A 13,333-nucleotide genomic window follows, 5' to 3' on the forward strand; every position below is an offset into this window, starting at 1 on the left:
CTGGCTTGCCAGCGATAGCGGTGTGTCAGCCAACCCAGTTTTGAGTGACCTGCCGCCATCGCTGGCAAGCCAGCTCCCACAGGAATTTCAGGGATTCCAGAAGTCAGGTACTTTCGCGAATCTTCAGTTCAAAGCCCATGTCTTCAACCGGGCGTGCAACCGAGTTCCCCGCCATCAATGTCAACATCTGCTCCGCCGCACGCCGGCCAATCGCCTCACGCGGGGTGTTGATGCTGCTCAGGCGCGGCACCATGTGTTCGGACATCGGCAAGTCGTTGAAACCGAGGATCGCCACCTGCTCAGGAATCCTGATGCCATTGCGCAACGCTTCGAGCAACGCACCCTGCGCCAAATCGTCGTTACCAAAGAAGATCGCATCAACATCCGGATGCGCCGCCAGCAACTGCAAAAACAACTCGCCGCCCAAGCCCACCGACGAAGCACGCGGCGTCAGCACTTCCAGGTCCGGGTCGTAACGCCCGGCCTTCTGCAACGCTTTGCGAAACCCTTCACCGCGCAGCAGCGTACGTTGATCAAGTTGTGCGCCGATATACGCCAGACGTTTGCGTCCACGGGACAGTAAATGCTCGGCTGCTGTTTCACCGGCACTCAGTTGCGAAAAACCGACGCAGTTCACGCCAGCCGCACTGTCCAGTTCCATCATGTACACGCAAGGAATGTTGCTCGCCTCGATCATTCGCCGCGAACTTTCGGTGCGATCAAACCCGGTCAACAGGAAACCGCGCGGCTGATAAGCCATGTAGTTGCGCAGCAGGTTTTCTTCTTCATCACGGGAGTAGTGAAAGTTGCCGATCAGCACTTCGAAGCCCTTGGGCGTGAGCACTCGATGAATGGCTTCCAGCGTGTCGATGAACAACAAGTTGGACAGCGAAGGCACTAACACCACGACCGAATGGCTCTGCGCCGAGGCTAAAGCGCGGGCGGCAGGGTTGACCACATAGTTGAGTTCGAGGGCGGCTTTCCGGACTTTTTCCACCAGTTCGGTGGCCACGGTGCTGACCCCGCGCAAGGCACGCGAGGCGGTAATCGGACTGACACCGGCCAGGCGGGCAACTTCATTCAGGGTGGGACGGCCGGTGGTGCGGGTATTTTTATCGTTTTTAGGGGTGGTCATCGACGGCTTGCCAAACAAAAATCAAGGCACTAAGGTAGCGCTGTCCTGATGCAGCTGTAAATGCGTAAGCGAGGTCCTGCCTGATCTTCGCTTTTTGGCGTTGGGAACAAACCTGCTGCAACCCAAAAAAACGACAAGAAGGCGTCGGCAACTTCTGCCTGTGCACTAGAGTCATAGCTAGCAAAGGTAGCGCTGTCTGCGCGCTGAGGTGTTATATGAGTCATCCCATCACCGCCCTGGTCATCATGGGCGTTGCCGGTTGCGGCAAGACGTGCGTCAGCGAGGCCCTGTGCCAATTGAGCGGCGCCACTGCCATTGAAGGCGATACTTTTCATCCGGCCGCGAACATCGAAAAGATGAGCGCGGGGATCCCCCTGAACGACGACGACCGCGCCGGCTGGCTCGACAGCCTGTGCGATGAGTTGCGCCGTGTCGATGCGCTGGGCAAACGCCCAGTGCTGACCTGCTCGGCCCTTAAACACAGTTATCGCGAAGTGTTGCGCAGCGCCTTGCCGGGCCTGGGCTTCGTGTTTCTTGAATTGACCCCTGAAGTAGCCGCTGAACGTGTGTCCCATCGTCCGGGCCACTTCATGCCGGCCACGCTGATCGAAAGCCAGTTCGCCACCCTCGAATCGCCGAAAGGCGAGCCGTTGACGTTGGCCCTGAATGCTTCGATCCACAGCGTTGAAGAACTGGCGTCCCAGGCTCACGTCTGGTGGCAAGCCAACGGTCTGAAGCAGGCGGTATGAGTGTGTTGAAAGAGATAGCGCTGTCCTCCCGACTTCTGTTTAACCCGCTTTAATAACAACAACAATCCAGGAGACACCCCCAATGTTTGGCATGTCCCACGACGCGTTTCTGCTGCTTGATGCAGTGGTCACGGTGATCGGACTGATTGTCCTGATCACCAAGTTCAAGCTGCACCCGTTTATTTCCCTGACCATCGCCGCCGCGTTCCTCGGCCTGACGTCCGGTATGCCGATCGGCACGATCATCAAAGCGTTCCAGGACGGCTTCGGTGGCGTGCTCGGTTTCGTCGGCATCATCCTCGCGCTGGGCACCATGCTCGGCAAAATGATGGCCGAATCGGGCGGGGCGGATCAGATCGCCCAGACCCTGATCCGTGCGTTCGGCAAGGACAAAGTCCAGTGGGCGATGATGTTCGCTGCGTTCCTGGTCGGCATTCCGCTGTTCTTCGAGATCGGTTTTGTTCTGCTGATTCCGCTGGTGTTCATCGTTGCGCGCCGCACCGGTGTGTCGATCATCAAGATCGGTATCCCGCTGCTCGCCGGCCTGTCCGCCGTGCACGGTCTGGTGCCACCGCACCCGGGCCCGCTGCTGGCCATCGGCGTATTCGGCGCTGACATCGGCAAGACCATTCTCTACGGTCTGATCGTTGCGCTGCCGACTGCAATCATTGCCGGTCCGATCTTCGGCACGTTCATCGCCAAGCACATTCCGGGTCATCCGAATCAGGAACTGGTCGATCAACTGGCCCGTGAAAACGACGACTCGGCCAAGCTGCCGAGCTTCGGCATCACCCTGGTCACCGTGCTGCTGCCGGTGTTCCTGATGCTGCTGAAAACCTTCGCTGACGTGGCGCTGCCGGACGGTCACTTCTTCCGCACCTGGATGGACATGATCGGTCACCCGATCTCGGCACTGCTGCTGGCGTTGCTGCTGTCGCTGTACACCTTCGGTCACAAGCAGGGCATCGGTTCCCAGCAAATGCTCAAGTGGCTGGACGCAAGCCTGGCGCCAACCGCCGCGATCATCCTGATCATCGGTGCCGGCGGTGGCTTCAAGCAGATGCTGGTCACCAGCGGCGTGGGCGACGTGATCGGCCACATGGCGGTCAGCGCACAGATCTCGCCGATCCTGCTGGCGTGGCTGGTGGCGGCGGTGATTCGTATCGCCACCGGTTCGGCGACGGTCGCAACCATCACTGGCGCGGGCATTGTGGTGCCGGTGGTGGGGATGATTCCGGGCGTTAACCGTGAGTTGCTGGTACTTGCTACCGGCGCCGGTTCGCTGATTCTGTCCCACGTGAACGACGCCGGTTTCTGGCTGGTGAAGCAGTACTTCAACATGACCGTGGCCGAGACGTTCAAGACCTGGACGGCAATGGAAACCATCCTCTCGGTGGTGGCGTTGGGCTTTATCCTGCTGTTGTCGCTGTTCGTTTAAGCGGCGTTTTGCAGGCACAAAAAAACCGCAGCGATGCGGTTTTTTTGTGGGTGGATCGTTCCCACGCTCTGCGTGGGAATGCATCCCGGGACGCTCTGCGTCCCGAAGCGGACGCAGAGCGTCCATTGCGGCATTCCCACGCAGAGCGTGGGAATGATCAGGCAGTGGGGATAGGCGTCAGGCAGTGGTTTTCGGGGCCAGGCCATCGGCCCGGAACATGCCGCGAATCCCGCGTACAGCCTGACGAATGCGGTCCTGGTTTTCGATCAGCGCAAAGCGCACGTGATCATCACCATACTCACCAAAACCAACCCCCGGCGAGACGCACACCTTGGCCTCGGCCAGCAGTTTCTTGGCGAATTCCAGCGAACCCAGATGCGCATATGCCTCAGGAATCTTCGCCCAGACATACATCGACGCCTTCGGGTTCTCGACCATCCAGCCCAGTTCATGCAGGCCTTTGACCAGCACGTTGCGACGCTGACGATACTGCTCGGCGATGTCGCGCACGCATTGCTGATCGCCTTCCAGTGCAGCAATCGCCGCCACTTGCAGCGGGGTAAAGGTGCCGTAATCGTGGTAGCTCTTGATGCGCGCGAGGGCGTTGACCAGCTCCGGGTTGCCGACCATGAAACCGATGCGCCAACCGGCCATGTTGTAGCTCTTGGACAGGGTGAAAAACTCCACCGCGATGTCCTTGGCGCCCGGCACCTGCATGATCGACGGGGCTTTCCAGCCGTCGTAGACGATGTCGGCGTAGGCCAGATCGTGGATCACCAGCACGTCGTACTGCTTGGCGAGGGCGATCACTCGTTCGAAAAAATCCAGTTCCACGCACTGCGCAGTCGGGTTCGACGGGAAGCCGAGGATCATCATTTTCGGCTTTGGAATCGAGCCGCGAATCGCTCGTTCCAGTTCGTCGAAGAAGTCCACGTCCGGCACCAGCGGCACCGAACGCACCTGGGCGCCGGCAATCACCGCACCGTAAATGTGAATCGGGTAACTCGGGTTCGGCACCAGCACGGTATCGCCCTGATCGAGGGTCGCCAGCATCAAATGCGCCAGGCCTTCCTTGGAACCGATGGTGACGATGGCTTCGCTTTCCGGGTCGATATCGACCTCGTAGCGCTGTTTGTACCAGTTGGAAATCGCCCGGCGCAGGCGCGGAATACCCTTGGACGTCGAGTAACCGTGGGTGTCTTCTCGTTGGGCGACTTGCACGAGTTTTTCGACAATGTGCGGCGGTGTGGCCCCGTCGGGGTTGCCCATGCTCAAGTCGATGATGTCTTCACCACGACGACGCGCGGCCATCTTTAGCTCGGCGGTGATGTTGAAAACGTAAGGGGGGAGTCGATCTATGCGCGCAAAGCGGCGCGGCGAACCTTGTTCAGCCATTGTTGCCTCGGATAACGTAAGCGCCCGGAACCGTCCGAGCGACGCTGGTCACTGCGGTGACCTGTGGCGGAAGATAAGGTCAGTGATGGCATACTGTCCAGCCCGTTTGTAAACAATTTTGTCCCAAGGAAATCGGTAGATGGAATTCACCAGCGGCTTCTTGCTGAGCCTTTCGCTGTGCCTGGATATCGGCGTGGCCAACATCGCGATGATCACGCTGGCCATGCAGCGCGGATACTTTCAGGGCTTCGCGCTGGGCCTCGGCACGTGCGTTGGCGACCTGATTTACGCGGTGCTGGCGCTGGCCGGAATGACGGTTCTGCTGCAATACGAAACTGTGCGTTGGGTGCTGTGGATCGGCGGTTCGGCGCTGTTGATCTACTTTGCGGCGAAGATGATTTACTCGGCGATCCATCACGAAGCGCAACTGGCCGCGACCGCCGAGGTGGGGCAGAACTCCCATCGCAAAGAATTCTTTCGGGGGATTTTCCTCGCCATGTCGTCGCCGAGCGCGATTCTCTGGTTCGCCGCTGTTGGCGGCACGCTGATCGCTCGATCCGGCGCCGGTGGCCCGCTGAGTTCGGCGCTGTTCCTTGGCGGTTTCCTCTGCGCCGGGCTGCTGTGGTCGGCCGGTTTGTGCTTCGCCGCGAGCCACGGCGGCAAGCTGCTGGGTGACAAGCTATTGCGCTATTCCTATATGGCATCTGCAGCGATCTTCTGCTATTTCGCAATCTACGTGATCGTATCTGGCTATAACGAATTTGTCGGTTCGGGTGCCGTCGAGCAGTTGCACGCGTTGTAAATGTGCGAATTGGATTCGGCTTTCTATACTCTCAGCCGAATCCCTTTTTGTGCCAGGAGTCGAGTCATGGATGAGCAAACACGCGTCGAAGTGGCTGAACCTCGCTTCGAACATGGACACTTCCTGCTGATTGCAGGATTTGGCGATCGATTTACCCAAGACACCGCCAAGGACATCCCGGCGCTGTGGGAGAAATTCCTGCCGCACCTGGGGCGGATTCCCGGGCAGAAAGGCGAAGTGACCTACGGCGTCTGCTGCAATTTCGACGGCAAGGGCGGCTTCGATTACATCGCCGGGGTGGAGATCAGCAAGCTTGATGAGCTGCCGCAGGACGTCTATCGCTGGGTCGAAGTGCTGCCTCGCCAGTACGCTGTGTTTGAACATCAAGGGCCGCTCGATCAGTTGCCGCAAACCCTGCAATACATCTACAAAACCTGGTTGCCGAACTCCCACTACGTGGAACTGAATGCCCCGGAGCTGGAGCGTTACAGCGCTGATTTCAATCCGCGCCTGCACACCGGCAAACTGGAAATCTGCGTGCCGGTCGATAGCAAGGCTTGAGCTACCGCCGATGAGGCGGATCACTGACCCGCCTCATGCGTCTGCGCCGTGCGCGGATCGATATGCCCCCGTGATTCCTTTATGCTTTTGGCACTTTATTCTGCTGATTTCCGAGCCGCCATGAACACCATCATCCGCAACGTCACCGCCACCGACCTGGACCGCTGCTACGCCATCGAAACCGTTGCCTACGAAGGCTATGAGGCGGCCACCCGGGAGAAAATTGCCACGCGCATCGCCACTTGGCCGGAAGGTTTTGTCGTGGCTGAAGTCGATGGCGAGGTAGCCGGGTTCGTTAATTCCGGCGCGGCGTTCGATGTGCAGATGTCGGACGAGGCGTTCAAGGAACTGGTCGGCCATGACCCGAAAGGCCCGAATGTGGTGATCATGTCGGTGGTGGTGCACCCGGATTATCAGGGGCAGGGTTTGGCCAAGCGCTTGATGGGTGAGTTCATCGAGCGTATGCGCGGGATGGACAAGGCGACGATTCACCTGATGTGCAAAGAGAAGCACATTCCGCTGTATGCCGGGTTTGGCTTTGCCTACATCAAACCGTCGGAGTCGGATCACGGCGGCATGGCGTGGCACGAGATGATCCTCACCCTCTGATTCAACCCCGCTGCTGATCATTCCCACGCTCTGCGTGGGAATGCAGCCGGGGACGCTCCGCGTCCCAAAGTCGTGACGCAGAGCGTCACAAGAGGCATTCCCACGCGGAGCATGGGAACGATCATCTACGAGAGTGTCAGTAGAGAGTGTCGGTTACCCGTTTCGGCGCTTCCCGGTCGTAGGACTCGGCATCGAACTCGCCGTCATTCAGGCATTTGTGGAAGGCACCAGCAGAGGGCAGGGCCGAGCGCGGCAGATGCGTTTCAGGATTCCACGCATCCGAACGGACGAACCTTTCGAGCAATGAAAAAAATGCCGCCTCCACCGTCACCAGCAACACGGTTTTCGCCGGTTTGCCCTGCACCCCCGATAACTTAGAACACCAGGCCCATGCGCCGCTCGTAACCGATCCGGCCCTTGTACGCCTCGCCGCTGTCAACGTAGCCGTGTTTGGCATACAGCGCGATGGCCGCGTCGTTATCGGCGTCCACTGACAATTCCAGCCCCTTGATCTCCGGCCAGGCCTGGCGCGCAATCTCGGGCAGCGCTAGCAAACACGCTTTGCCGTAACCCTTGCCCTGCGCGCGTCGATCAACCTGCAACGCATGCAACGTGGCGCTGTGTTCATCGGCCCAGGCGGGCAACACCGGCGGGCGCTTGAGTAGCAGAAACGCCACCGGCACTTCATCCGCCAGCAAGGCAAAACCCTTCACGCCGGGGCCGGGCTTCGACAGCAGCGTGTGCAACGCGCCATGAATATCGCCAGAGAATTTGATCTGCTCGGCATGAATTTCAATCGCCTCGACTTGCTCACGCTGCAAAGCGTTCAGGCTGTCGTACGGCACAAGTTGGGCTGACACGGGAATTCCCTTTTCCTACAAGATAAGTCGCCGATTCTAGCGATTTTGTCCTTCGCGGATTTTTTTTGTTTCATCTGTCGATCTGCCTGTTCGGCGAACGACTAAAGGTGTCTTCACAACAAAAACCACGGAGAACACCATGAGCGCAGACACTGAAATCCAGACCCTGATCAACACCTACCGCGAAGCCGTCATGACCAAGGACGTGGAGAAAGTCATGGCGTTGTACGCCGACGACATCGTCTCGTTCGATGCAATCAAGGCCCTGCAATTCAAAGGCAAACCGGCCTACCGCGAACACTGGGTGGCGTGCATGGAAATGTGCCCCGGCCCGCACATCTTCGAATTCCACGAAATCGCCATCGAAAGCGCCGACAACATCGCCTTCGCCCACTGGGTCGCCAACTGCGGCGGCACCAATGAGAAAGGCGAAACCCAGAGTTGCTGGATGCGCGTCACCGCGTGTTATCGGCAGGTCGGCGGGGCCTGGAAAATCGCCCATGAACACTGGTCGGCGCCGTTCGATCCGATGAGCGGCGCGACCCTGTTCGATGTGACGCCCTGATCTTCAGCCATAGTTGATCCGTCCGATTCAGGAGAACGCCATGAAGTATTTATGCCTGGTCTACAGCGATGAACGTCTGCTGCATTCTTCGCCCGACAGCCCGGAAGACGCCGAGTGCTGGGCCTACGCCGAGTCGATTCAGGGCAGCGGACGGATGGTTGCCGCCGAAGCGTTGGAGTCGGTGCAGACCGCCACCACGGTGCGCATGCGCAACGGCAAACTGTCGATCACCGACGGCCCGTTTGCCGAAACCAAGGAGCAGCTCGCCGGTTTCTACCTGATCGACGCCAAGGACCTCAACGAGGCGATTCAGGTCGCCGGCAACATTCCGGCGGCGCGGGTTGGCAGCGTTGAAGTGCGCCCGGTGCGGCAGTTGAATGTCTGAGGTTCGGGCGCGGGTCGAGCAGGTCTATCGCGAAGACTCGCGGCGGATTCTGGCGACGCTGATTCGGCTGCTCGGCGATTTCGACCTCGCCGAAGAAGCCTTGCACGAGGCGTTCTTCGTCGCGGTCGAACGCTGGCAGCGCGACGGCGTGCCGGACAATCCGCGCACTTGGCTGGTGTCCACCGGGCGCTTCAAGGCGATAGACGTGTTGCGCCGCCGCGCGCGGTTCAAGGCCTCGCAGCCGTTGCTGGTGGCGCAACTGGAAGAACTCGAACAGGCCGACTGGAGTGGCGAAGACGTGGAAGACGATCGTCTGCGGCTGATCTTCACTTGCTGCCACCCGGCGCTGGCGGCGGATGCGCAAGTGCCGTTGACGCTGCGTGAGGTCTGCGACCTGACCACCGAGGAAATCGCTCGTGCGTTTCTCTCGGCACCGGCGGCGATTGCCCAGCGCATCGTGCGGGCGAAAGCCAAGATCCGTGATGCAAAAATCCCTTATCAAGTACCGAGCCTGAGCGAACTGCCCGAACGCCTCGACAGCGTGTTGCGGGTGATTTATCTGGTGTTCAACGAAGGCTATTCGGCGTCGGTCGGCGCCGAGTTGACCCGTGAAGACCTGACGCGCGAGGCGATCAGGCTGGGGCGGTTGTTGATGGAATTGCTGCCGGAGCCGGAAGTCATGGGGCTGTTGGCGATGATGCTGTTGCACGAATCGCGGCGCTCGGCGCGCACCTCGCTGGACGGTGAATTGGTGCTGCTGGATGATCAGGATCGCTCGCGCTGGGACGCCGGGTTGATTGCTGAAGGGTGTGCGTTGGTTGAGCGTGCACTGAGCACGCGGCGGTTCGGCCCGTATTGTTTGCAAGCGGCGATTGCGGCGGTGCATGCCGAAGCGCCGACGGCGACGGACACGGATTGGCAGCAGATCGTTGGTTTGTATGACGTGCTATTGCGCGCGGTGCCGTCGCCGGTGATCGAGTTGAACCGGGCGGTGGCGGTGGCCAAACGTGATGGCGCGTTGGCGGGGTTGAATTTGATTGAAGGAATTCTTGATCGCGGCGAATTGCAGGATTACCACCTGGCGCATTCGGCGCGGGCGGAGTTTTGTCGGCAGTTGGGTCGGGTGGAGGAGGCGAGGGCGGCGTATGTGCGGGCCTTGGAATTGACACGGCAAGAGCCGGAACGGCGGTTTATTGAAGGACGGCTTTCGGCGCTGGAATTGCCCTCACCCTAGCCCTCTCCCAGGGGGAGAGGGGATTGATTGGGGGATATTGGAGAGTTTCACCGACTTGCAGGATCGTTATTGAATCCATACGTCGGTGATGATCGAAGCGGCTTGATAAGGGTGTCTGGGCTGACGCCATCGCTGGCAAGCCAGCTCCCACAGTGTCCGCGTCGTACACAAAATCAATGAACACCTCGCTACCTGTGGGAGCTGGCTTGCCAGCGATTGGCAGCGCTGCTATTCCAGCATCTTGCTCAACAACCAACTCCCCGCCGGCCCCGGCGGATACAGCCGCGACCACAACGCGTCGACAAACACCGGTTTCGGCCAGCCGCGCACCTTTAACTCCACCAGCAAATCATTGCCGAACCGCTGCGCCAGCCAGCGCGGCAACGGGGCCCAGCCAAAACCTTTCTCGGCCATTTCCAGCAGCATCAGATAACTCGGCGCCGACCACACCCGCCCTTTGCCACGGCTGTCATACGGATTGACGATGGTCGCCAGACGCAGCTCGCGATGCTGCTCCAGCACCTGCTGATCAACGTGATCAAGTTTAGCCAACGCGTGGTCGCGGTTGACGAACAAGGCGATCTCCGTGCGCTCGGCCACCGTCGACGTCGCCAGATCCGCTGGATAATTGTCCTGCATTTCGGCGAAGGCCAGATGCGCGCGACCCCGTTGCACCAGCTCGATCAAGTCATCGCATTCGGCGATCAGGCATTCCAGCTCCAGATCCGGGTAACGCTGTTCGAACCCGACCAACGCCGCTTCAAAACGGTACGACTGATAAGTGTCGGAAATCGCCACGGTCAGTTTCGGCTCGACGCCTTGGGACAACTGTCGCGCGGTCATTTCCAGACGACTGCTGGCGGCGAGAATCGCTTCGGCGCGTTGCAGCATCACGTGGCCGGCCGGGGTCAGCGTCGGTTTGCGACTGCTGCGGTCGAACAGCACCAGATCCAGATCGATCTCCAGACTGGCCACTGCCGCGCTGATGGTCGACTGACTGCGCCCCAACTTGCGCGCCGCTGCGGAAAACGAGCCCTGCGTGGCCGCCTGCACAAATGCCAACAGCACTTCCTGAGAGATCATCAACTATCGCCTTGATCGATGGTTATTGGTTATGAAGTATCGGTTTGAGGATGGATCATGGCAACCATCTTCACTCAAGGAGTCTGGTCATGACGGCCAACAAATCCCTCACTGAACGTATCTTCCAAGCGGTTGGTTTCGAACTGCTGGCCATCCTGATCTGCACGCCGTTGCTGGCGTGGATCATGAAAAAACCGATGCTGGAAATGGGCGCGGTGACCGTATTGATCGCGGTGCTGGCGCTGGCCTGGAACGTGGTGTTCAACCGCTTCTTCGACCGCATGCTTGCGCGCATGAATGTCGATCACAACGCCTGGGTGCGGGGGGTGCATGCCTTGCTGTTTGAAGGTGGCCTGATCGTGATGGGCGTGCCGCTGATTGCCTGGTGGCTGTCGGTCAGCCTGTGGCAAGCGTTCTTGCTCGACATCGGCGTATTGCTGTTCTTCCTGCCGTACACCTACGTGTATCACTGGGGGTATGACGTGGTGCGGGAGCGCTTCATGACGCGCCGCGTTTGCGAGGGTTAACCCGGCCTCCATGTAGGAGCTGCCGCAGGCTGCGATCTTTTGATGTTGATTTTTAACAGCAAGATCAACAGATCGTCCGAACGCGGCCCGAGCCTTCGGCAGCTCCTACAGGGGGATGTGTGTGCGGTGAGTTAAAGGAACATCCCGCCCGAAGCCTCAACCCGCTGACCATTGATCCACTGCGCCCCCGGTGACAGCAACAACGCCAGCGCCCCGCCAATATCATCCGGCTGGCCGGCGCGACCCAGCGCAGTGTTGTCGGCGACCATCGCATTGACCGCCGCATTGTCGCGCACGGTACCGCCACCAAAGTCGGTTTCAATCGCACCCGGCGCCAGGGTGTTCACAGCAATCTGTCGTGCGCCCAGCTCTTTCGCCTGATAGCGGGTCAGCACTTCAATTGCGCCTTTCATCGCCGCGTAAGCACTGGCGCCCGGGATGGTGAAACGCGCGAGGCCGCTGGAGATGTTGATGATCCGGCCGCCGTCGTTGATCAGTGGCAGCAGTTGTTGAGTCAGGAAGAACGGCCCTTTGAAATGCACGTTCATCAGCATGTCGAATTGCTCAACGCTGGTCTCGGCGAAACTCACGTGCAGGCCCACTCCGGCGTTGTTGATCAGAAAATCAAAACGCTGACGTTCGAAGGTTTGCTGTAACGCCTGCTCGACCCGCGTGGCGAACTCGGCAAAGCTTTCGCTGCGGCCAACGTCCAGTTGCAGCATCACGGCTTTGGCGCCGAGTTTTTCCAGTTCCACGACCAGCGCCTGCGCTTCATCGGCGCGGCTGTGGTAAGTGCCGATGATGTCGACGCCTTGAGCAGCAAGGTGCAGGGCGGCGTTTTTGCCGAGGCCACGACTGGCGCCAGTGATCAATGCGATTTTACGATTCATGGGACTTCCTCGATTGCGGTGAGTGGTGATGGAACTCAGTGTATTTATCCGCCGGTAGGTGATAAACAGACTGAAATCGGAATCACTGATCGGCTCAGCCGAACAATCAAAGGCCCTGCCATGAACAAACTGGAACTGCTGCGCACCTTCGTGCGGGTCAGCGAGTTGTCGAGTTTCACCCTCGCGGGCGAGAATCTCGGGCTGCCACGTTCTACGGTGTCGGAGCACGTGCAGGCGCTCGAAGCGCTGCTCGGCACGCGCCTGTTGCAACGCACCACGCGCAAGGTGCAGGCGACGCAGGACGGTCTGGTGTTGTACGAACGCAGCAAGGATCTGCTCTCGCACATGGACGAGATCGAAGGCTTGTTTCGCCAGGATGAGGCTTCGCTGACCGGGCGGATTCGTGTCGACATGCCGAACATTCTTGCGCGACGGCTGGTCATGCCGCGTCTGCCGCAGTTCATGGATCGCCACCCGAACCTGGAGCTGGAAATCAGCAGCACCGACCGCCGCGTCGATCTGCTCAGCGAGGGTTTCGATTGCGTCGTGCGCATCGGCGCGCAGCCGGATCAATCGGTGGTGGCACGCCACTTGGGCGACTTCCCGATGATCAACTGCGCCAGCCCGGCGTACCTCGAACGCTACGGCGTGCCGCAGACGCTGGAAGATCTGGCGCAGCATCGGTTGGTGCATTACGTCGGCGTATTGGGTTCGCGATCCGAAGGCTTCGTGTACGAAGAGGGCGGGCAGGTGAAACGCTTGCCGATGGCTGGCAGTATCACGGTCAATAGCACCGATGCGTATGAGTCGGCATGTCTTGGTGGTTTTGGTCTGACACAGGTGCCGCGCACCGGGATGCAACCGCACTTGGAAAATGGTGAGTTAGTGACGGTGTTGCCGCAATTTACGGCGCCGGCGATGGGGATTTCGTTGCTGTATGCCCGGCAACGGCATTTGCCGTTGCGGGTCAGGGTATTTATGGATTGGCTCGGCGATCTGATTCGCTCCGCGCTCTAACCAACACCTGGGACTATATCTATCTGATACGGCTACCTGTAGGAGCTGCCGCAGGCTGCGATCTTTTGATCTTTAAAAACAGG

Annotated in this window: 15 protein-coding genes and 1 pseudogene; 10 read left to right on the forward strand and 6 right to left on the reverse strand. The window is 59.6% G+C overall.

Annotation, left to right across the window (positions count from 1 at the left end):
* Positions 1-103 precede the first annotated feature (103 nt).
* Positions 104-1,135: a LacI family DNA-binding transcriptional regulator gene (locus EJA71_RS18970; protein WP_158959173.1), complete on the reverse strand. Its 1,032-nt coding sequence runs from the start codon at positions 1,133-1,135 to the stop codon at positions 104-106.
* A 215-nt stretch (positions 1,136-1,350) separates the two neighbouring features.
* Between EJA71_RS18970 and EJA71_RS18975 the strand changes: the two genes are divergently transcribed.
* Together EJA71_RS18975 and EJA71_RS18980 are read left to right on the forward strand one after the other, a co-directional pair.
* The gene (locus EJA71_RS18975; RefSeq protein ID WP_158959174.1) at positions 1,351-1,884 is read left to right on the forward strand and encodes a gluconokinase; all 534 of its coding nucleotides are present in this window, start codon (positions 1,351-1,353) and stop codon (positions 1,882-1,884) included.
* Positions 1,885-1,966: 82 nt separating this feature from the next.
* Positions 1,967-3,322, forward strand: a complete 1,356-nt coding sequence (locus tag EJA71_RS18980; protein WP_064389183.1) for a GntP family permease — start codon at positions 1,967-1,969, stop codon at positions 3,320-3,322.
* A 177-nt stretch (positions 3,323-3,499) separates the two neighbouring features.
* Here the strand turns inward: EJA71_RS18980 and alaC are convergent, their stop codons facing one another.
* Positions 3,500-4,717 carry an alanine transaminase gene (gene alaC / locus EJA71_RS18985; protein WP_158959175.1) on the reverse strand — a complete coding sequence of 406 codons (1,218 nt, stop codon included), beginning with the start codon at positions 4,715-4,717 and terminating at the stop codon, positions 3,500-3,502.
* Positions 4,718-4,856: 139 nt separating this feature from the next.
* On the opposite strand from alaC, the gene EJA71_RS18990 reads away from it, so the two are divergent.
* The 3 genes from EJA71_RS18990 (at position 4,857) to EJA71_RS19000 (ending at position 6,689) form a co-directional block, all read left to right on the forward strand.
* Positions 4,857-5,519 (forward strand): LysE family translocator, encoded by a 663-nt coding sequence (locus tag EJA71_RS18990; RefSeq protein WP_158959176.1) that lies wholly within the window; start codon positions 4,857-4,859, stop codon positions 5,517-5,519.
* Between the two features lie 66 nt (positions 5,520-5,585).
* On the forward strand, positions 5,586-6,080 hold the full coding sequence (locus tag EJA71_RS18995) for a GyrI-like domain-containing protein (protein WP_158959177.1): 495 nt from the start codon (positions 5,586-5,588) through the stop codon (positions 6,078-6,080).
* 120 nt (positions 6,081-6,200) lie between these two features.
* Positions 6,201-6,689, forward strand: coding sequence for a GNAT family N-acetyltransferase (locus EJA71_RS19000; RefSeq protein ID WP_158959178.1), 489 nt, complete (start codon positions 6,201-6,203; stop codon positions 6,687-6,689).
* Positions 6,690-6,825: 136 nt separating this feature from the next.
* Here EJA71_RS19000 and EJA71_RS19005 read toward each other — a convergent pair.
* Both EJA71_RS19005 and EJA71_RS19010 read right to left on the reverse strand, forming a co-directional pair.
* Positions 6,826-7,053: pseudogene (locus EJA71_RS19005) on the reverse strand (pyridoxamine 5'-phosphate oxidase family protein); the annotation flags it as partial.
* Positions 7,054-7,063: 10 nt separating this feature from the next.
* Positions 7,064-7,549 (reverse strand): GNAT family N-acetyltransferase, encoded by a 486-nt coding sequence (locus tag EJA71_RS19010; RefSeq protein ID WP_158959179.1) that lies wholly within the window; start codon positions 7,547-7,549, stop codon positions 7,064-7,066.
* A gap of 139 nt (positions 7,550-7,688) precedes the next feature.
* On the opposite strand from EJA71_RS19010, the gene EJA71_RS19015 reads away from it, so the two are divergent.
* The 3 genes from EJA71_RS19015 to EJA71_RS19025 are packed head-to-tail and all read left to right on the forward strand — an operon-like array spanning position 7,689 to position 9,733.
* Entirely contained in the window at positions 7,689-8,114 is a 426-nt protein-coding gene (locus EJA71_RS19015; RefSeq protein WP_158959180.1) for an SgcJ/EcaC family oxidoreductase, read from the forward strand.
* Between the two features lie 40 nt (positions 8,115-8,154).
* Complete coding sequence (locus EJA71_RS19020) at positions 8,155-8,499, forward strand: YciI family protein (RefSeq protein WP_008081988.1); 345 nt, start codon at positions 8,155-8,157, stop codon at positions 8,497-8,499.
* The gene (locus EJA71_RS19025) at positions 8,492-9,733 is read left to right on the forward strand and encodes an RNA polymerase sigma factor (RefSeq protein ID WP_158959181.1); all 1,242 of its coding nucleotides are present in this window, start codon (positions 8,492-8,494) and stop codon (positions 9,731-9,733) included. Before EJA71_RS19020 ends, EJA71_RS19025 begins: the two co-directional genes overlap by 8 nt.
* Before the next feature lie 228 nt (positions 9,734-9,961).
* On the opposite strand, the gene EJA71_RS19030 is transcribed toward EJA71_RS19025, so the two are convergent.
* A complete protein-coding gene (locus EJA71_RS19030; protein WP_158959182.1) occupies positions 9,962-10,816 on the reverse strand; it encodes a LysR family transcriptional regulator in 855 nt (284 codons plus the stop codon).
* 89 nt (positions 10,817-10,905) lie between these two features.
* Here EJA71_RS19030 and EJA71_RS19035 point away from each other — a divergent pair, with 89 nt between their 5' ends.
* Positions 10,906-11,343: a multidrug/biocide efflux PACE transporter gene (locus EJA71_RS19035; protein ID WP_158959183.1), complete on the forward strand. Its 438-nt coding sequence runs from the start codon at positions 10,906-10,908 to the stop codon at positions 11,341-11,343.
* Between the two features lie 131 nt (positions 11,344-11,474).
* On the opposite strand, the gene EJA71_RS19040 is transcribed toward EJA71_RS19035, so the two are convergent.
* A complete protein-coding gene (locus EJA71_RS19040; protein WP_158959184.1) occupies positions 11,475-12,233 on the reverse strand; it encodes an SDR family NAD(P)-dependent oxidoreductase in 759 nt (252 codons plus the stop codon).
* A 120-nt stretch (positions 12,234-12,353) separates the two neighbouring features.
* On the opposite strand from EJA71_RS19040, the gene EJA71_RS19045 reads away from it, so the two are divergent.
* A complete protein-coding gene (locus EJA71_RS19045; RefSeq protein WP_158959185.1) occupies positions 12,354-13,250 on the forward strand; it encodes a LysR family transcriptional regulator in 897 nt (298 codons plus the stop codon).
* Positions 13,251-13,333: the final 83 nt, after the last annotated feature.

Source organism: Pseudomonas sp. PB106, assembly GCF_009764645.1.
Taxonomy (GTDB): domain Bacteria; phylum Pseudomonadota; class Gammaproteobacteria; order Pseudomonadales; family Pseudomonadaceae; genus Aquipseudomonas.